We start from the raw sequence: 18,087 nt of genomic DNA, 5'->3' as shown, positions 1-18,087 counted from the left end.
TCACCACGGCCGGGCCGTGAATCAAGCCAGCGCCGCGGCGATCTCCTCGCCGACCTCGTCGCCGTAGGCGTCGGTGAGCCGATGCACCGCCTCCTCGGGGTTCCAGCTCCACTCCTGGGGCCCGGGCGCCTCGAACACCAGCACGGCGACCAGGGAGGCCAACTGCGCCGAGCGCTCCAGGCTCAGCCCGGCGCTGCGACCGGTCAGGAAGCCCGCGCGGAACGCGTCGCCGATACCGGTCGGGTCGGCCTGACGCTTCTCCGGGACGACGTCGACGTGGATGAAGTTGCCGTTGGAACTGACCAGATCGACGCCCTTGGGCCCCAGCGTGGTGACCCGCAGGCCGATCTGGCTCATCACCTGCGCCTCGCTCCAGCCCGACTTCTGCAGCAGCAGATCCCACTCGTAGTCGTTGGTGAACAGGTACGCGGCACCATCGATGAGCCTGCGGATCTCCTCGCCGGACAACCGGGCCAGCTGCTGCGAGGGATCGGCGGCGAACGCCAGGCCGAGCTTGCGGCACTCCTCGGTGTGCAGGAACATCGCCTCGGGATCGTTGGCGCCGATGATCACCAGCTCCGGAGTGCCGATCCGCTTCACGACGTCGGCCAGCGAGATGTCGCGGGCCTCGGACATGGCGCCGGGATAGAACGAGGCGATCTGGGCCATGGCGTCGTCGGTGGTGCAGACGAAGCGCGCGGTGTAGGCGGTCTCGGAGACCAACACACTGTCGGTGTCGACGTTGACCGACTCCAGCCAGCTGCGGTAGTCGTCGAAGTCACGGCCGACGGCGCCGATCAGCGCCACATCCCCGCCCAGCGTGCCGATGGCGAACGCCATATTGCCTGCGACGCCGCCGCGGTGCACCACCAGATCGTCGACCAGGAAGCTCAGCGAGACCTTCTGCAGGTGCTCGGGCAGCAGTTGTTCGGAGAACTTGCCCGGGAACCGCATCAGATGGTCGGTCGCAATCGATCCGGTCACCGCGATGGTCACGAATTGTCACCCTTCATTCGTTAAGTCGTCTAGGAATTTTAGTGCGCTAACCTGCCTACGAACGCCCGCCCGCCACTGTAGACAGGCACATTCCGACCCACATCTCGGGGGAGCAAATCTATGACCGGTCCGTACCCGCCCGAATACGGCGCTGGACCGACCAACCCGCAAATGTATCCGCAGTCGGTCCCGTATCCGGAGAACGTACCGTCGGCCTATCCGGGCATGCTCCCGCCGCCGGTGCCCTACCGCAGGCGCCGGCGCTGGCCGTTGGTCGTGGGCGCCCTGGCGGCGGTCGCGGCGATCGCCGGGTTGGTGCTGGCGATCGTGTTCGCGGGTGGGCGCGACGAGGCACCGCGTTCCGGCGCGCTGACCGGCGAATCGGCGAAGACCGCGATCCAGGAGTACCTGGACGCATTGACCAACGGCGACGACGAGACCGTCGCACGGCACACGCTGTGCGGGCTGTTCGACGCGGTGAAGGAGAAGCGCTCCGACCTGGCGTTGGCCGGCCTGTCCAGCGACGCGTTCCGCAAGCAGTACAGCAGCGCCGAGGTCACGTCGATCGACAAGATGGTGCAACCGTCACCGAGCCAGGCGCAGGTGCTGTTCACCATGCGGGTCACGCCGGCGATCAGCTCGCGACGCGGACAGTCGGACACCGAGGAACAGCAGGCCGTCGCCCAGTTGGTGGCCCAGGGCGACGAGATCCTGGTGTGCTCCTACCTGCCCCGCTCGGCCGGGCAGTACTGATCCACCGGGATCAGTTGAACGAATCGCCGCAGGCGCATGAGCCCGTGGCGTTGGGGTTGTCGATCGTGAAGCCCTGCTTCTCGATGGTGTCGACGAAGTCGATGGTCGCGCCCTGGACATACGGCGCACTCATCCGGTCCACGGTCAGGTTCACGCCGCCGAACTCCGCGGTCAGGTCACCGTCGAGGGCCCGGTCGTCGAAGAACAGGTTGTAGCGCAACCCGGCGCAGCCACCCGGCTGCACGGCGATGCGCAGGGCCAGGTCGTCGCGGCCCTCCTGGTCCAGCAGCGCCTTGGCCTTGGCGGCAGCAGCGTCGGTCAGAATCACACCGTGGGTGGCGGTTGCCGTCCCAGGGGTTCCTGCCGACTCGTCCTGAACTGTCATTACGTCTCCTGTAAGGCCTCATCGTGCGGGGCGTACTGGTTCAACGGTACCTCTTCTCGCCGCTATTCCCGAGTTTGTCCCCAGGCCGCCGTCCACCGGATCCGCGGAAGTAACCTGGCAGGCGTGAACCTGCTGGGCCGTCGAAAAGGCAACGAACCCGACCCCGATCCCGATGTGTCCGACGACACAGGCGAGGCCGAGCTGCAGGACGACGCGAGTACGGCGCGCACCACGGCCCCCAAGGGCAGGCCGACGCCCAAGCGCAGCCAGGCCGCCCGCAAGCGCGGCCCGGTGGCGCCCGCCCCGCTGACCGCCGCCGAGGCGCGTCGGCGCCGCAAGGAGATGCGCACGAAGCTGACCCGCGAGGAGCGCAAGGCCGAGAAGATCGCGCGCCGCGAGGAGATGGCCCAGCGTCGCGACAAGATGATGGCCGGCGAAGAGGCCTACCTGCTGCCGCGTGACCGCGGCCCGGTCCGGCGGTACGTCCGCGACCTGGTCGACTCGCGCCGCAACGTGCTCGGCCTGTTCATGCCGTCGGCACTCGGCCTGATCTTCGTGATGCTGGCCGTGCCCTCGGTCCAGGTGCAGCGCCTGCTCTCCCCCGCGATGCTGGTGCTGGTGCTCGTCATGGTGATCGACGGCTTCCTGGTCGCGCGCCGGGTCAACCGGATGGTCGACGCGAAGTTCCCCGACAACACCGAAAGCGGTTGGCGGCTGGGCTTCTACGCGGCCAGCCGGGCATCGCAGCTGCGCCGGATGCGCGCGCCGCGGCCGACGGTGAACCGCGGCGACAAGGTCGACTGACCCCGGTGCGCACCCTGGTGCTCGGTGGCATCCGCTCGGGCAAGTCGCAGTGGGCCGAGACCGCGCTCGCCGAGGAGGTTCCCGACGGCTCCCCCGTGCGCTATCTGGCCACCGGCCCGGCCCCGGGGGGCGACGCCGACTGGGCGGCACGGGTGGCCGCGCACCGGGAACGCCGGCGGGACCGGTGGTCGACCGTCGAAAGCACCGACGTGACAACACAATTGCGCGCCGTGTCCGTTGCGACGCTGGTCGACGACATCGGCACGTGGCTGACGGCGGCGATGGACCGCTCGGGTGCGTGGAGCGGCGGCCCGGTCTGCGCCGAGACCGAGGACTTGGTGGACGCGGTGAGTGCTTTTCCCGCACCTCTGGCGGTGGTCAGCCCGGAGGTCGGGTTGACGGTGGTGCCCGCGACCGCCGCGGGGCGCCGGTTCGCCGACGAACTGGGCTCGCTGAACCAGCGGCTGGCCGCCGTGTGTGACCGGGTGGTGCTGGTGGTCGCGGGCCAGCCCGTCACGGTCAAGGAGCCGGCATGACGGCATTCGGCCCGATCGACCCGCCGGACGCCGACGCGGCCGCCGCCGCGCGGGCGCGCCAGGACCGGCTCACCAAGCCGCCCGGTTCGCTGGGCAGGCTCGAGGATCTGGCGGTGTGGGTGGCGTCGTGTCAGGGCGCCTGCCCGCCGCGGCCGTTCGAGCGGGCGCGGGTGGTGGTCTTCGCCGGCGACCACGGTGTCGCGCGGTGCGGCGTCTCGGCGTATCCGGCCGAGGTCACCGCGCAGATGGTGGCCAACTTCCAGGCCGGCGGCGCCGCGATCAACGTGCTGGCCGAGGCCGCAGGGGCGACGGTGCGGGTGGCCGACATCGCCGTCGACGCCGAGACCGCCGCGCCGGTCGGCGCGCACAAGGTGCGTCGCGGCAGCGGCAACATCGCGATCGAGGATGCGTTGACCCCCGGGGAGGCGGCCGCCGCCATCGATGCGGGCCGACGCATCGCCGACGACGAGGTCGACGCCGGTGCCGACCTGCTGATCGCCGGTGACATGGGCATCGGAAATACCACTCCCGCAACGACGTTGATCGCCGCCCTGTCCGACGCCGAGCCGGTCGCGGTGGTGGGTCGCGGCACCGGGATCGACGACGGCGGCTGGGCCCGCAAGACCGCGGCGGTGCGCGACGCGCTCTACCGCTGCCGGGACAGCCGCGCCGATCCCGTTGCGCTGCTGCGCATCTGTGGTGGGGCCGACCTGGCGGCGATGGCGGGATTCTGCGCTCAGGCCGCGGTGCGTCGCACGCCCCTGCTGCTCGACGGCCTGGTGGTCACCGCGGCGGCGCTGGTCGCCGAGCGGCTTGCACCCGGCGCACGGCTGTGGTGGCAGGCGGGCCACCGGTCCACCGAACCGGCCCACGCCGTCGCGCTGGACCGGTTGGGCCTCGACCCGATCGTCGACATGCGCATGCGCCTCGGCGAGGGCACCGGCGCGGCGATCGCGCTGCCCGTCGTGCGGGCCGCGGTGGCCACGCTGGCGTGGATGGCGATGTTCGACGAAGCGGGCATCAGCAGCGCAGCCGAGGAGCCGTAGCCGGTGATCCGTTCGGTGGCAGGCGCTTTCGCGTTCGGCACCGTCGCACCCGTCCGTGGCTCGGCCGCCGTCGGCCGGGGCGCCCTGACGGCTCTGCCGGTGGTCGGTGTCGCGCTCGGTGCGCTGGCGGCCGCGACGCTGTGGGCGGCACAGTGGGCGTTCGGGCCGGGCCCATTACCGGGTGTGCTGGCGGTGGCGGTGATGCTGGCGGCCACCCGCGGACTGCACATCGACGGGCTCTCCGACACCGCCGACGGCCTGGGCTGTTACGGCCCGCCCGAGCGGGCGCTGGCGGTGATGCGCGACGGCTCGGCGGGCCCCTTCGGCGTGGCCGCTGCGGTGGTCGCGATTCTGGTGCAGGCGCTGGCGTTCAGCGGGCTCAGCGCCGTCGGCGTGGTGGCGGCGGTGGCCGCCGGGCGGGTGGCTGCGGTGGTGGCGTGCAGGCGCGGCGTCCCCGCCGCGGCGGGAAGCTCGCTCGGCGCGCGGGTCGCGGGCACCCAGCCGATCGGGGTGGTGGCGGCCTGGGTCGTCGCGGTGGCGGCGCTGGCCGCGCTGGCCGGCCCGCGGCCGTGGCAGGGACCGGTGGCCGTCGTGGTCGCCATCGCCTGCGGCGCCCTTTTGGTGGCCCACTGTGTGCGCCGCTTCGGCGGCATCACCGGCGACGTGCTGGGCGCCGCCATCGAGGTGACCACCACGGTCGCCGCCCTCGCCATGGCGATCCGCTGACCCGCATCGAGAAGCCGTCGAGAATGCGCCAAGGACCGACGACATGTTCATCGACGTCATCACCGAGGAGGGCATTCAGCCGCCGTCGGCCGCGGAGGGCGTCGGCGTGGCGCACGACGTCTGGTCGGTGACCGGCGCCTGACCCGCGCGGTGGCCCGGCGCAGCCGTCCTCAGCTGAGCCGGGCCATCCAGCCGTGCGTGTCGGCGAACGTGCCGCGCTGGATACCCGTCAGCGTGTCGCGCAACGCCATGGTGATCTCACCTGGCCCTCCGTCGGCGATGGTGAAATCGCCCTCGGCGTGCTTGACCCGGGCCACCGGGGTGATCACCGCGGCGGTCCCACAGGCGAACACCTCGGTGATCTCGCCCGCCGCCGCCTTCTTCTGCCATTCGTCGACGTCGATCTTGCGCTCCTCGACGGTGAAGCCGGCGTCAGTTGCCAACTGCAACAACGAGTCCCGCGTCACGCCGGGCAGGATGGAGCCGCTCAGCTCGGGAGTGACCAGGCGGGCCGACCCGCCGCTGCCGAAGACGAAGAACAGGTTCATCCCGCCCATCTCCTCGACATAGCGGCGTTCGGCGGCGTCGAGCCACACCACCTGGTCGCAGTCGTTGGCGGCCGCCTGCGCCTGCGCCAGAAGCGACGCCGCGTAGTTGCCGCCGAACTTCGCCGCCCCCGTGCCGCCCGGGCAGGCGCGCACGTACTCGGTGGACAGCCACACGCTCACCGGCTTGATCCCGCCCTTGAAGTAGGCCCCGGCCGGTGAACCGATCACGAGATAGCGGTACTGGTTGGCCGGCCGCACGCCGAGTCCGGGCTCGGTCGCGATGACGAACGGACGCAGGTACAGCGACTCTTCGCCCCCGGCCGGCGGCACCCACTGCTGATCGACGGCGATCAGCTGGCGCAACGACTCGATGAAGACGTCCTCGGACAACTCGGGGATCGCCATCCGGCGGGCCGAGGAGCGCAGCCGGGCGGCGTTGGCCTCCGGCCGGAACGACACGATCGAGCCGTCCGCCCACCGGTAAGCCTTGAGCCCTTCGAAGATCTCCTGCGCGTAGTGCAGCACGATCGCCGACGGGTCGAGCTCGATGGGGCCGTACGGCATCACCCGTGCGTTCTGCCAGCCCTCACCCTCGACCCCGTCCTCCCGCCAGTCGATCGAGACCATGTGGTCGGTGTGGTACTGGCCGAACCCGGGATTGGCCAGAATCGACGCCCGTACCTCATCGCTCGCCGGATTCGCGTTGCGCTCAACCGTGAACTCGAGGGGGCCGTCAGTCATGCAGCAAGTGTATATCCGCACCGCTACCGGGTTTTTGCCGCGACGAACGGTGGCTTGACCACTTCGCACTCCACCGCGCGACCGCGGACGTCGACCGCGACGCGGTCACCCTCGGCGATCCCGGCGTCGGTGTCGATCATCGCCAGCCCGATGCCGACTTTCAGTGTCGGAGAGAACGTTCCCGACGTCGTCACCCCCACCGGCCGCTCGCCGGCGAGCACCGTGAGGTCGGCGCGCAGCACCCCCCGGCCGACCGCCTTGAGTCCCCGCAGCAACCGTCGTGGACCCGTCTCCTTCTCGGCCAGCAAGGCATCGCGTCCCCAGAACGCGTCCTTGGACCATCCGATGGCCCAGCCGCAGCGCGCCTGCAGGGGCGAGAACTCCAGCGACAACTCGTGCCCGTGCAGCGGATAGCCCATCTCGGTGCGCAGCGTGTCCCGTGCACCGAGACCCGCGGGTTCACCGCCCACCGCGGTCACCGCCTCGACGAGGGCATCGAACACCACGGCCGAGGCGTCCCACTCGGGCAACAGTTCGTAGCCGTGTTCGCCGGTGTATCCGGTACGGCACACCCGCACGGGCGCACCGCCGAACTCGGCGTCCGCGTAGCCCATGTAATCCATGTCAGTCGGCAGCCCGAGCCCGCCGAGCACCTCGGCCGACTTCGCCCCCTGCACGGCGAGCACCGCGTAGGACCGGTGCTCGTCGGTGATCGTCAGCCCGCTCGGCGCCCGCTCGACCAGCGCGGCGACGACAGCGGCCGTGTTCGCGGCGTTGGGCACGAGGAAGATCTCGTCGTCGGAGACGTAGTAGGCGATCAGATCGTCGATGACGCCGCCGGAGTCGTTGCAGCACAACGTGTATTGTGCCTTGCCCGGTCCGATGCGGCGCAGGTCGTTGGTCAGCGCGGAGTTGACGTAAGCCGCGGCGCCGGGCCCGCGCACCAGCGCCTTGCCGAGGTGGCTGACGTCGAACAGGCCGACGGTCGTCCGCGTCGCGGTGTGCTCGCTGACCGTCCCCGCATAGGACACCGGCATCAGCCAGCCGCCGAATTCGGCGAAGCTGGCGCCCAGTTCGCGGTGCCGGTCTTCCAGCGGGCCCTTCATCACGTTGTTCATCTCAGCGTGCGTCACGCCGATCCACCCTAATCCGCCCCCGCAATTGGCACACTTGTGCGGGTGGTCGATCTCGACGCGCTGCAAGCCGCGGGGATAGCCGACGCGCGGCAGCGGGCCGCGCTGATCGAGTATCTGGACTCGCTCGGGTTCACCGCCGAGGAGATGGTCGAGGCCGAACGCCGCGGCCGGCTGTTCGGCCTCGCAGGCGACGCGCTGCAGTGGTCGGGGCGCCCGACCTACACCCTGCGCACTGCCGCCGATGCGCTGGGCGTGTCTTTCGAACAGGTCGCGCAGGCATGGGCGGTGCTGGGCCTCGGCGTTGCCGACCCGGACGTGCCCGCCCTGAGCCAGACCGACGTCGAGGGACTGTCGGCATGGGTCGCGATGCGAACGCTCGTGGGCGATGAAGCGGCCCTGGCCTTCCTGCGGGTGCTCGGCAACACGATGGCCCGGCTCGCCGAAGCGGGCGGAACCATGGTCCGGGTGGCCCAACCCGACCTGCTGATGACGCACAGCGGCGACGAGCTGACTACCGCCCGGGCCTACCGCGCGATCGCCGAAGCCACCGCGCGCCTCGGGAACCTGATCGACACGATCTGGCGCCAGCACGTCGTGAGCGCCCGCACCCACTTCGAGCGGGTCATCACCGACGCGTCGGCGAGCGTCACCTGCGGCATCGGATTCGCCGATCTCACCGGTTTCACGGCGCTGACCCAGCGGCTCACACCCAACGAGCTGTCGGGGCTTCTCCTGGAATTCGGGGGCGCGATCGCCGACCTGGTGCATGCGGACGGTGGCCGGGTGGTGAAGTTCATCGGCGACGAGGTCATGTGGGTGACTTCGACAGCCGAGCTGCTGGCGAAGGTGGCGATCGATCTCGTCGACCACCCGCGAGCCCGGGAGGAAGGTCTGCAGGTCCGCGCCGGGCTGGCCTACGGTCGGGTGCTGGCGCTGGCCGGCGACTACTTCGGCACGCCGGTCAACCTGGCCGCACGCCTGGTCGCCGCCGCGGCGCCGGGACAGGTGCTGGCGTCGGCCGAGGTGCGCGGAGCGTTGTCCCACTGGCCGGCAACCCAACTGGATCCGTTGACGCTCAAGGGTTTCGAAAGCCCGGTAACGGCCTACGACCTGCACGTCGGCGGCTGAAGCTAGGGTAAGGGCTCGTGAGCCCAGCACAGGTCGGATACCAGGCCCCCAGCGTCACCGTCAGCTCGTCGCTACCCAAGCGAAAGGTCGGCTCCTCGGTGCTGATCGTGCCGGTGGTCAGCGGTGCGGACGACGATGCGACCGCCACGGTGGTGGGCAGCCCGTTCCTCGACGCCGAGGCGATCGGCGAGATCGAGGTCGCGCTGGAGGCGCTCGGGGCCAAGGGCGGCGCCGAGCAGCTCACCCGTGTCGTCGCGCCGTCGCTTCCGGTGGCCAGCGTGCTGGCGGTCGGGCTCGGGAAGAGTCGCGACACCTTCGGCGCCGACGCCATCCGCCGTGCGGCGGGGGTGGCGGCGCGCTCGCTCAACGGCACCGAGTCCGCGCTCACCACGCTGTCGGATCTCGACCTGTCCGCGGCGATCGAGGGGCTGATCCTCGGCGCTTACCGGTTCACCGAGTTCCGCAGCGACAAGACCGCCCCGAAAGATGCGGGCCTGCGCGCGATCACCGCGCTGACCGCCGACACCAAGTCGGCAACCAAGGACGCGGCGCAGCGGGCGACCGACATCGCGACCGCGGTGGCCACCGCCCGCGACTTCGTCAACACCCCGCCCAGCCACCTGTTCCCCGCCGAATTCGCCAAGCGCGCACGGGCTTTGGGAGAGGCGGCCGGGCTCGAAGTGGAGATCCTCGACGACAAGGCGCTGGAGAAGGACCGCTTCGGCGGGATCATCGGCGTAGGCAAGGGTTCGTCGCGCCCGCCGCGACTGGTGCGCCTGTCACACCGCGGCGCGAAACGCAAGGGCAGGAAGGTTGCCCTCGTCGGCAAGGGCATCACCTTCGACACCGGCGGCATCTCGATCAAACCCGCGGCGAACATGCACCACATGACCTCCGACATGGGCGGCGCCGCCGCCGTGATCGCGACCGTGGTGCTGGCTGCCAGGCGGAAGCTTGCCATCGACGTGATCGCCACCGTGCCGATGGCCGAGAACATGCCGTCGTCGACCGCCCAGCGCCCCGGCGACGTGTTGACCCAGTACGGCGGGATCACCGTCGAGGTGCTCAACACCGACGCCGAGGGCAGGCTGATCCTGGCCGACGCGATCGTGCGGGCCTGCCAGGACGACCCGGACTATCTGATCGAGACCTCGACGCTGACCGGCGCCCAGACGGTGGCGCTGGGCGCCCGCACCCCGGGCGTGATGGGCAGCGACGAGTTCCGCGACCGGGTCGCCGGGATCTCGCAAAGCGTCGGCGAGAACGCATGGCCGATGCCGCTGCCCGAGGAACTCAAGGACGAGCTCAAGTCCACGGTGGCCGACCTCGCCAACGTCAGCGGGTCGCGGTACGCCGGCATGCTCGTCGCGGGCACGTATCTGCGGGAGTTCGTCCGCGACGGTGTGCAGTGGGCGCACATCGACATCGCGGCCCCTGCCTACAACACCGGCGGCCCGTGGGGTTACACCGGCAAGGGCGGAACCGGCGTACCGACGCGGACGATGTTCGCCGTCCTCGAAGACATAGCCACGAACGGCTGATTGCCGGCGGCTAGACGACGTTGGCGCGCGCCGAACTGCGCATCGCCTGCGGCGCCAGGTGCGCCACGCCGTAGAGGATGTAGGCCTCCGGCGCGACCGGCCGGATCGGCTTGTTCTTCTTGACCGCCGCGACGATCGCCTTGGCGACCTTGTCCGGACCGTATCGCCGCGCGCTGAAAGCTTTCTCGAGTTGTGCGCGACGACCCTCGACCTTGCCGCGCTTGTTGGCGGGCGCGTCGAACCGGGTGGTGTGCACGATGTTGGTGTCGATGACGCCCGGGCACACCGTGGTCAATCCGATGCCGGCCTCGCCGAGTTCGGCCCGCAGACAGTCGGAGAACATGAACACCGCGGCCTTGCTGGTGGCGTAGGCGTTCATCGACTGCTGCGGTGAGTAGGCCGCCATCGACGAGATGTTGACCACGTGCCCACCGGCTCCGCGGTCCACCATGCGACGCCCGAAAGACCTGCAGCAGTTGACGACTCCGCCGAAGTTGATGGCCAGCACGCGGTCGTACTCCTCGCGCGGGGTGTCGAGGAACCGCCCGGCGTGACCCACGCCGGCGTTGTTGACCACGACGTCGGGCACGCCGTGCTCCGCGCACAGCCGGTCGACGAAGCGCTCGACGGCGTCGGTGTCGGACACGTCGACGGTGTACGCGTGCGCGACGCCGCCGCGCGCGGTGACCTGGGCCGCGGTCTCCTTGACGGTGCCCTCGTCGATGTCGCTGACGACGACCTCGGCTCCCTCGCTCGCGAACGCCAGCGCCGTCGCGCGGCCGATGCCGCTACCCGCACCGGTCACCGAAACCAGTGTGTCACCGAAGTATTCGCGTGGCCGGCCGACCTGTGCACGCAGCAGCTCGCGCGACGGCGGCTTGCCCTCGAGATGGTCCACGAGCTGCTCGACCGACCGCGCGATCACCTGCGGGTGCGACATCGGCGACCAGTGACCGGCCACGACGTCGCGGCGCCACAGCCGCGGCGCCCAGTGCTGGGTGTCCTCGTAGACGTACGGCCGAACGAACCGGTCCCTGACGTTGACGAGGAGCTGAACCGGGACGTCGACGTAGTGGTCCTTGCGGGCCTTGGTCATCGACCGCCAGTAGTTGGCGGCGTAGACCCTGATGCTGTTGGCCGCGTCGGTGGGCAGATCGGACGAATGGCGCACCCTGTCGGCTGGAATGCCGTCGCGCTGGGTCAGCATGCGCGCTAGCGCGCCCCTGCGGAAGGACCGGCGGATGAACATCGGCGCCAGCACCGGGATCGAGAACAGCCCCATGTAGGTCAGGCGCAGCATCTGCGCGACTCCGCGCACGAACCGCCGCGGCCGGTAGGGCCGCATCAGGCTGCCGATCACATAGCGGTTGAGGTGGTCGGCGCTCGGACCGGAGATCGAGGTGAACGACGCGACGCGGTCGCGGGCGTCCGGGCGGGCGAGGTACTCCCAGATCGCCGACGAGCCCCAGTCGTGGGCCAGCACGTGGACGGGCTCGCCGGGGCTCACCGCGGCGATCACGGCCGCGAAGTCGTCGGCGTACCGTCCCATCCGGTAGGCCGAAACCCGTTTGGGCACAGATGATTTACCTACCCCGCGATCGTCGAATCGCACGATGCGGAAGCGGTCCGCCAGCAGCGGCACCACGCTGTCCCACAGCACGTGCGAGTCCGGCCAGCCGTGCACCAGCACCAGGGTGGGGCCGTCGGGGTTGCCTTGTTCGTAGACCGCGATGCGCACGTCGTCGCTGCTGTCCACGTACCGCTCGGTGATCTCCCCCATCGCGCCTCCCGTGGTTGAGTGGGACCGCCGGTACCGTATCAGGACGTTCGTCAGCGCCCTTCGAGTTCCTCGCGCGCAGCTCGACGACGCTCGATGCGCCTGCGCTCGTCGTAGTCGCGCATCCGCTGCGGGTAGCCGACCTTCTGCACGTCGTAGACGGGAATGTTGAGGCGCTCGGAGAGTCGCCGAGCGCCGGCGTCTCCCCCGGCGCGGCGCCGGGTCCATTCGCCGTCGGCGGCCACCAGCACCACGGTGACGTCGGTGACGGTGGTCTTCGGCTCCACGAACGCCTCCACACCGGTGTGCTCGGCGACCCACTGACGCAGATACTTCAGATCCGCGGCCGGGTCGCTGCCCGACCCCTTACCGCCGCGCTTGCCGCGCCGAAACCTGTCGAACAGACCCACTCCTGCCCGCGCTCCCTTCGCTCACCTCCTTCGATAGTGCCAGAGCGACAGGTCCGAAGGTCTGCGGCGAACACTCGGCCCGGACGTGACAGGATGGGTTTGCAGACATTCGACCCAGCAGGACTGACCGACCGTTCAAGGGAGCGAGGGAGTCAATCAATGGCCATCTCCGTCCAGATGCCCGCACTCGGCGAGAGCGTCACCGAAGGGACAGTTACCCGATGGCTCAAGCAAGAGGGCGACACGGTCGAGCAGGATGAGCCACTGCTGGAGGTCTCCACCGACAAGGTGGACACCGAGATCCCCGCTCCCGCGTCCGGTGTGCTGACGAAGATCGTCGCCCAGGAAGACGACACGGTCGAGGTCGGCGGCGAGTTGGCGGTCATCGGCGACTCGGCCGAGGACGGCTCCGAGGACTCAGGCGGTGAGGACACCTCCGCCGACGAGGACCAGGGCGATGACGAAGAGCCTGCGGAGGAAGAGCCTGCCGTGGAAGAGAAGCCCGCCGAGGAGCCGGCGTCGCAACCCGAACCCGCCGCCGAGGAGCAGGACGAACCCGAACCCGAGTCGAAGTCCGAGTCGAAGTCCAAGCCTGCCGCCAAGCCTTCCGGCGACGCGACACCGGTGCTGATGCCCGAACTCGGCGAGTCGGTCACCGAAGGCACCGTGACCCGCTGGCTGAAGAAGGTCGGCGACACCGTCGAGGTCGACGAGCCGTTGCTAGAGGTGTCGACGGACAAGGTCGACACCGAGATCCCCTCGCCGGTGGCGGGCACACTCATCTCCATCACCGCCGAAGAGGACGACACGGTCGAGGTGGGCGGTGAGCTCGCCAAGATCGGCGATGAGCGCTCGAGCGAAGAGACCGGCGGCGACGCCGACACCGCCGAGGAATCGAAGCGCGAACCGGAACCGAAACCGGAACCAGAGCCCGAGCCCGAGCCCGAACCGGAACCCGAACCGGAGCCCGAGCCGAAGCAGGAAGCCAAGCCCGAGCCGAAACCCGAACCCAAGCCGGAACCCAAACCACAACCGGCACAACAGACCAAGCCGGAATCCAAGCCGCAGGCGCAGCCGTCGGGTGACTCCGGTCCGTACGTCACCCCACTGGTGCGCAAGCTGGCCGCGGAGAACGACGTCGACCTCACCACCGTGACGGGCACCGGGGTCGGCGGACGCATCCGTAAGCAGGACGTGCTGGCCGCCGCGGAGGCCAAGAAGGCGCCCGCAGCGTCGACGGAGAAGGCCGCCGAGGCACCGGGCAAGGCCCCGGCCGCCTCGATGGCGCAGGCCAACGCCTCGCCCGCACCGCTGGCACACCTGCGCGGCACCAAACAGAAGGCCACCAGGATCCGTCAGCTGACGGCCAAGAAGACACGCGAATCCCTGCAGGCCACAGCGCAATTGACGCAGACCCACGAGGTCGATATGACCCGCATCGTGGCGCTGCGCGCACGCGCGAAGAACGACTTCGCCGAGCGCGAGGGCGTGAACCTGACGTATCTGCCGTTCATCGCCCGCGCGGTGATCGACGCGCTCAAGTCGCATCCGAACGTCAATGCCAGCTACAACGAGGAAACCAAGGAGATCACCTACTACGACGCCGAGCACCTCGGCTTCGCTGTCGACACCGAGCAGGGCCTGCTGTCGCCGGTGATCAAGAACGCCGGCGACCTCTCGCTCGGCGGGCTGGCCCGCGCGATCGCCGACATCGCCGCGCGCGCCCGCTCGGGTGACCTGAAGCCCGACGAGTTGTCCGGTGGCACGTTCACGATCACCAACATCGGCAGCCAGGGTGCGCTGTTCGACACGCCCATCCTGGTGCCGCCGCAGGCGGCGATGCTGGGCACCGGCGCGATCGTGAAACGGCCGCGGGTGATCGCCGACGAGTTCGGCAACGAGTCGATCGGCGTGCGTTCGGTGTGCTACCTGCCGCTGACCTACGACCACCGGCTGATCGACGGCGCGGACGCGGGCCGCTTCCTGACCACCATCAAGCGCCGGCTCGAAGAGGGCGCATTCGAGGCCGACTTGGGCCTGTAGAAGGCCTATAGGGAAGGGCTTGCGCCTGTCGTGTCCGAAGCCGTCGTCGCGATTGCCGGTTCGTCCGGCCTGATCGGTACGGCGCTGGTCTACGCCCTGCGGGCCACTGACCGCCGGGTGGTTCGGATCGTGCGCCGTGCGCCGTCGAACGCCGACGAGGTGTTCTGGAACCCCGACGCCGGCGAGTTCGACTCCGGTGCGTTGGCCGACGTCGATGCCGTGGTGAACCTGTGCGGCGTCAACGTCGGCGAGAAACGTTGGTCGGGGGCGTTCAAGCAGAGCCTGCGCGACAGCCGCATCGGACCGACGGAGGTGCTGGCCGCCGCGGTCGCCGAGGCCGGGGTCCCGGTGCTGATCAACGCTAGCGCGGTCGGGTACTACGGCGACACGGGCGGGCGTGTCACCGACGAGACCGCACCGGCCGGAGACGGCTTCCTCGCCGATCTGTGCGTCGACTGGGAGGCCGCCACGTGGGCGGCGCAGCAGGACGGCGCCCGTGTGGTGCTGGTGCGCTCCGGGCTGGTGCTGGCGCCGTCGGGCGGGATGATGAGTCGGCTGCGGCCGCTGTTCTCGCTGGGCCTCGGCGCGCGACTGGGCAACGGCCGCCAGTACATGCCGTGGATCAGCCTCGAGGACGAGATTCGAGCGCTTCTGTTCGCGATCGGCACCGACTCGCTGTCCGGCCCGGTCAACCTCACCGGTCCCGCGCCGGTCACCAACGCGGAGTTCACCACCGCACTGGGCCGCGCGGTCAACCGCCCGACCCCGCTGATGGTGCCGGGCTTCGCACTGCGCACCGTGCTGGGCGAGTTCGCCGACGAGGGTCTGCTCGGCGGCCAGCGGGCGATTCCGGCAGCGCTGGAACGCGCCGGCTTCGTGTTCCACCACAACACCATCGGTGAGGCGCTGACCTTCGCGACGGCACCGGCCGGCTCGTGACCGGGAGTAGCGTCGACGGCGTGGCAACGTCGATTCGGTCGGCGTCCGCGCCGATAGAGGTGCGCAGGCTCGGGACGCTCGGCTACCAGGACGCGTGGCGGCTGCAGCGCGAGCTGGTCGACGCGCGGGTGGCCGGCGGACCGGACACGCTGCTGCTGCTGGAGCATCCGCCGGTCTACACCGCGGGCAGACGCACCGAAGCGCATGAACGCCCACTGGACGGCACTCCCGTCGTCGACACCGACCGGGGCGGCAAGATCACCTGGCACGGTCCCGGCCAGCTGGTGGGCTATCCCATCATCGGCCTGGCCGAGCCGCTCGATGTGGTGAATTTCGTTCGGCGCCTTGAGGAATCATTGATCACCGTCTGCGCCACCTTGGGCCTGCAGACCGGCCGGGTAGCGGGCCGGTCGGGGGTGTGGGTGGCCGCCGACGAGCGCGGGCCGGCCCGCAAGATCGCCGCGATCGGGATCCGGGTGTCGCGGGCGACGACGCTGCACGGGTTCGCGCTGAACTGCGACTGCGACCTGAGCGCGTTCTCGGCGATCGTGCCGTGCGGCATCTCCGATGCCGGCGTGACGTCGCTGACGGCCGAGCTCGGCCGCCCGGTGAGCGTCGACGACGTCGTCACGCAGGTGGCCCGCGCCGTCGACGACGTGCTCGACGGGCGGCTGAGGGTACCGTTGACCCAGTGACAGTCGCGCCTGATGGTCGGAAGCTGCTGCGTCTCGAGGCCCGCAACGCCGAGACGCCGATCGAGCGCAAGCCGCCGTGGATCAAGACCAGGGCGCGGATGGGCCCGGAGTACTCCGAGCTCAAGGCGTTGGTCCGCCGCGAGGGCCTGCACACGGTCTGCGAGGAAGCCGGCTGCCCGAACATCTTCGAGTGCTGGGAGGACCGCGAGGCCACCTTCCTGATCGGCGGCGAGCAGTGCACCCGCCGCTGCGACTTCTGCCAGATCGACACCGGCAAGCCCGCCGATCTCGACCGTGACGAGCCGCGCCGGGTCGCCGAGAGCGTGCAGGCGATGGGCCTGCGGTACTCGACGGTCACCGGAGTGGCCCGCGACGATCTGCCCGACGGCGGAGCGTGGCTCTACGCCGAGACGGTGCGCGCGATCAAAGCGCTCAACCCGAACACCGGCGTGGAGCTGCTGATCCCCGATTTCAACGCCGACCCAGCCCTGCTCGAGCAGGTCTTCGCGGCGCGTCCGGAAGTGTTGGCGCACAACGTCGAAACGGTGCCGCGGATTTTCAAGCGGATCCGGCCCGCGTTCCGTTACGAGCGAAGCCTCGCGGTACTCACCGCGGCGCGCGAGTACGGGCTCGTCACCAAGTCGAACCTGATCCTCGGCATGGGCGAGACGCCCGAGGAGGTCCGCACCGCGCTACGCGACCTGCTCGACGCCGGTTGTGACCTCGTCACCATCACCCAGTACCTGCGCCCGTCGGCGCGACACCATCCGGTGGAGCGCTGGGTCAAGCCCGAGGAGTTCGTCGAGCACGAGCGCTTCGCGCAGGAACTGGGATTCGCCGGCGTGCTGGCGGGTCCGCTGGTGCGGTCGTCCTACCGAGCCGGCAGGTTGTATGCCCAGGCGGTCGCTTCGCGGCCCACCGGAGCCGCGACGGCGGCGACATCAGACTCCGTATCCTGAACCAATGGCGAAAACCCGCAAACCCGCTGCCACCAAGGCGGCGAAGGCCGAGGCCAAGGCGGCCCGTAAGGCGGCGTCCAAGCAGCGACGCAGCCAGCTTTGGCAGGCGTTCCAGATTCAGCGCAAAGAGGACAAGCGGCTACTGCCGTACATGATCGCCGCGTTCGTGCTGATCGTCGGGGCGTCGGTGGCGCTCGGCATCTTCGCGGGCGGCTTCACCATGTACATGATGATCCCGCTCGGCGTCGTGCTCGGCGCGCTGGTGGCGTTCATCATCTTCGGCAGGCGCGCGCAGAAGTCGGTCTACCGCAAGGCCGAGGGCCAGACCGGCGCCGCCGCGTGGGCGCTGGACCAGCTTCAGGGCAAGTGGCGGGTGACGCCCGGCGTGGCGGCCACCGGCCACTTCGACGCCGTGCACCGGGTGATCGGACGCCCCGGTGTGATCCTCGTCGGCGAGGGCGCGCCGAACCGGGTCAAGCCGCTGCTGGCTCAGGAGAAGAAGCGCACCGCCCGGCTGGTCGGCGACGTACCGATCTACGACATCGTCATCGGCAACGGGGAGGGTGAGGTGCCGCTGAGCAAGCTGCAGCGTCACCTGTCGAAGCTGCCGGCCAACATCACGGTCAAGCAGATGGACTCGCTGGAGTCCCGGCTGGCCGCGCTCGGCACCAAGGTGGGCCCCGCAGCGATGCCTAAGGGGCCGCTGCCTGCGCAGGCGAAGATGCGCGGAGTGCAGCGCACCGTCCGCCGCCGGTAACACCTCTGCGCCGAAACTGAAGTTGTGCAGACAAACCGACGCTCAAAGTCAAGTGGTTAGTGCAATGCGGCTACGCGGCTTGGTCGAGGAGGGCGGCTAGGCGTTGGGCTGGAGTGTCGAGATTCAGGGTGGGTCGGGGTCGGCTGTTGAGTTTGTCTTGGACCCGT

At 69.9% G+C, this 18,087-nt stretch carries 18 protein-coding genes; 12 read left to right on the top strand and 6 right to left on the bottom strand.

Features of this window, described 5'->3' with window-relative positions; translation table 11 throughout:
* Positions 1-21: 21 nt before the first annotated feature.
* Positions 22-996 carry a carbohydrate kinase family protein gene (locus ABGB19_RS12395; RefSeq protein ID WP_347686268.1) on the bottom strand — a complete coding sequence of 325 codons (975 nt, stop codon included), beginning with the start codon at positions 994-996 and terminating at the stop codon, positions 22-24.
* Between the two features lie 120 nt (positions 997-1,116).
* Here ABGB19_RS12395 and ABGB19_RS12390 point away from each other — a divergent pair, with 120 nt between their 5' ends.
* Positions 1,117-1,749 (top strand): hypothetical protein, encoded by a 633-nt coding sequence (locus tag ABGB19_RS12390; RefSeq protein WP_347686267.1) that lies wholly within the window; start codon positions 1,117-1,119, stop codon positions 1,747-1,749.
* A gap of 10 nt (positions 1,750-1,759) precedes the next feature.
* On the opposite strand, the gene ABGB19_RS12385 is transcribed toward ABGB19_RS12390, so the two are convergent.
* Complete coding sequence (locus ABGB19_RS12385) at positions 1,760-2,134, bottom strand: iron-sulfur cluster assembly accessory protein (protein ID WP_347686266.1); 375 nt, start codon at positions 2,132-2,134, stop codon at positions 1,760-1,762.
* 174 nt (positions 2,135-2,308) lie between these two features.
* On the opposite strand from ABGB19_RS12385, the gene ABGB19_RS12380 reads away from it, so the two are divergent.
* From ABGB19_RS12380 to ABGB19_RS12365, 4 genes are read left to right on the top strand one after another with little or no spacing between them, the layout of a single operon-like run.
* A complete protein-coding gene (locus ABGB19_RS12380; RefSeq protein WP_347686714.1) occupies positions 2,309-2,938 on the top strand; it encodes a DUF3043 domain-containing protein in 630 nt (209 codons plus the stop codon).
* A gap of 5 nt (positions 2,939-2,943) precedes the next feature.
* Positions 2,944-3,474 (top strand): bifunctional adenosylcobinamide kinase/adenosylcobinamide-phosphate guanylyltransferase, encoded by a 531-nt coding sequence (locus tag ABGB19_RS12375; protein ID WP_347686265.1) that lies wholly within the window; start codon positions 2,944-2,946, stop codon positions 3,472-3,474.
* Positions 3,471-4,520, top strand: a complete 1,050-nt coding sequence (cobT, locus tag ABGB19_RS12370) for a nicotinate-nucleotide--dimethylbenzimidazole phosphoribosyltransferase (protein WP_347686264.1) — start codon at positions 3,471-3,473, stop codon at positions 4,518-4,520. The genes ABGB19_RS12375 and cobT overlap by 4 nt, the downstream gene beginning before the upstream one ends.
* 3 nt (positions 4,521-4,523) lie before the next feature.
* Entirely contained in the window at positions 4,524-5,246 is a 723-nt protein-coding gene (locus ABGB19_RS12365) for an adenosylcobinamide-GDP ribazoletransferase (protein WP_347686263.1), read from the top strand.
* A gap of 170 nt (positions 5,247-5,416) precedes the next feature.
* Here the strand turns inward: ABGB19_RS12365 and ABGB19_RS12360 are convergent, their stop codons facing one another.
* Positions 5,417-6,535, bottom strand: coding sequence for a branched-chain amino acid aminotransferase (locus ABGB19_RS12360; RefSeq protein WP_347686262.1), 1,119 nt, complete (start codon positions 6,533-6,535; stop codon positions 5,417-5,419).
* Between the two features lie 23 nt (positions 6,536-6,558).
* Positions 6,559-7,653 carry a glycine cleavage system aminomethyltransferase GcvT gene (gene gcvT / locus ABGB19_RS12355; protein ID WP_347686713.1) on the bottom strand — a complete coding sequence of 365 codons (1,095 nt, stop codon included), beginning with the start codon at positions 7,651-7,653 and terminating at the stop codon, positions 6,559-6,561.
* Between the two features lie 60 nt (positions 7,654-7,713).
* Here gcvT and ABGB19_RS12350 point away from each other — a divergent pair, with 60 nt between their 5' ends.
* Positions 7,714-8,799: an adenylate/guanylate cyclase domain-containing protein gene (locus tag ABGB19_RS12350; RefSeq protein ID WP_347686261.1), complete on the top strand. Its 1,086-nt coding sequence runs from the start codon at positions 7,714-7,716 to the stop codon at positions 8,797-8,799.
* Positions 8,800-8,816: 17 nt separating this feature from the next.
* Positions 8,817-10,340, top strand: coding sequence for a leucyl aminopeptidase (locus tag ABGB19_RS12345; protein ID WP_347686260.1), 1,524 nt, complete (start codon positions 8,817-8,819; stop codon positions 10,338-10,340).
* A 10-nt stretch (positions 10,341-10,350) separates the two neighbouring features.
* On the opposite strand, the gene ABGB19_RS12340 is transcribed toward ABGB19_RS12345, so the two are convergent.
* Positions 10,351-12,120 (bottom strand): SDR family oxidoreductase, encoded by a 1,770-nt coding sequence (locus ABGB19_RS12340; RefSeq protein ID WP_347686259.1) that lies wholly within the window; start codon positions 12,118-12,120, stop codon positions 10,351-10,353.
* Between the two features lie 50 nt (positions 12,121-12,170).
* Complete coding sequence (locus ABGB19_RS12335; RefSeq protein ID WP_347686258.1) at positions 12,171-12,527, bottom strand: oxidoreductase; 357 nt, start codon at positions 12,525-12,527, stop codon at positions 12,171-12,173.
* A gap of 159 nt (positions 12,528-12,686) precedes the next feature.
* Between ABGB19_RS12335 and sucB the strand changes: the two genes are divergently transcribed.
* Genes sucB through ABGB19_RS12310 form a run of 5 tightly spaced genes read left to right on the top strand, consistent with a single transcriptional unit; the run spans position 12,687 to position 17,920 of the window.
* Positions 12,687-14,570: a 2-oxoglutarate dehydrogenase, E2 component, dihydrolipoamide succinyltransferase gene (sucB, locus tag ABGB19_RS12330; protein WP_347686257.1), complete on the top strand. Its 1,884-nt coding sequence runs from the start codon at positions 12,687-12,689 to the stop codon at positions 14,568-14,570.
* Between the two features lie 30 nt (positions 14,571-14,600).
* A complete protein-coding gene (locus ABGB19_RS12325) occupies positions 14,601-15,509 on the top strand; it encodes a TIGR01777 family oxidoreductase (protein WP_347686256.1) in 909 nt (302 codons plus the stop codon).
* A gap of 20 nt (positions 15,510-15,529) precedes the next feature.
* On the top strand, positions 15,530-16,204 hold the full coding sequence (gene lipB / locus ABGB19_RS12320) for a lipoyl(octanoyl) transferase LipB (RefSeq protein WP_347686255.1): 675 nt from the start codon (positions 15,530-15,532) through the stop codon (positions 16,202-16,204).
* Positions 16,201-17,163 (top strand): lipoyl synthase, encoded by a 963-nt coding sequence (gene lipA, locus ABGB19_RS12315; protein ID WP_347686254.1) that lies wholly within the window; start codon positions 16,201-16,203, stop codon positions 17,161-17,163. The genes lipB and lipA overlap by 4 nt, the downstream gene beginning before the upstream one ends.
* Before the next feature lie 4 nt (positions 17,164-17,167).
* A complete protein-coding gene (locus ABGB19_RS12310; protein ID WP_347686253.1) occupies positions 17,168-17,920 on the top strand; it encodes a DUF4191 domain-containing protein in 753 nt (250 codons plus the stop codon).
* Positions 17,921-18,087 lie beyond the last annotated feature (167 nt).

The organism is Mycobacterium sp. B14F4 (assembly GCF_039871645.1).
GTDB lineage: Bacteria > Actinomycetota > Actinomycetes > Mycobacteriales > Mycobacteriaceae > Mycobacterium.
The sequence above is the reverse complement of the archived record's forward strand: the minus strand, read 5'-3'. Positions and strand labels throughout refer to the sequence as shown.

Bases quoted from the DNA above. Each gene is read 5' to 3' on its own strand.
- ABGB19_RS12390 (WP_347686267.1), top strand. From the start codon at position 1,117: ATGACCGGTCCGTACCCGCCCGAATACGGCGCTGGACCGACCAACCCG.
- ABGB19_RS12385 (WP_347686266.1), bottom strand. From the start codon at position 2,134: ATGACAGTTCAGGACGAGTCGGCAGGAACCCCTGGGACGGCAACCGCC.
- cobT (WP_347686264.1), top strand. From the start codon at position 3,471: ATGACGGCATTCGGCCCGATCGACCCGCCGGACGCCGACGCGGCCGCC.
- ABGB19_RS12360 (WP_347686262.1), bottom strand. From the start codon at position 6,535: ATGACTGACGGCCCCCTCGAGTTCACGGTTGAGCGCAACGCGAATCCG.
- gcvT (WP_347686713.1), bottom strand. From the start codon at position 7,653: ATGAACAACGTGATGAAGGGCCCGCTGGAAGACCGGCACCGCGAACTG.
- ABGB19_RS12340 (WP_347686259.1), bottom strand. From the start codon at position 12,120: ATGGGGGAGATCACCGAGCGGTACGTGGACAGCAGCGACGACGTGCGC.
- sucB (WP_347686257.1), top strand. From the start codon at position 12,687: ATGGCCATCTCCGTCCAGATGCCCGCACTCGGCGAGAGCGTCACCGAA.
- ABGB19_RS12310 (WP_347686253.1), top strand. From the start codon at position 17,168: ATGGCGAAAACCCGCAAACCCGCTGCCACCAAGGCGGCGAAGGCCGAG.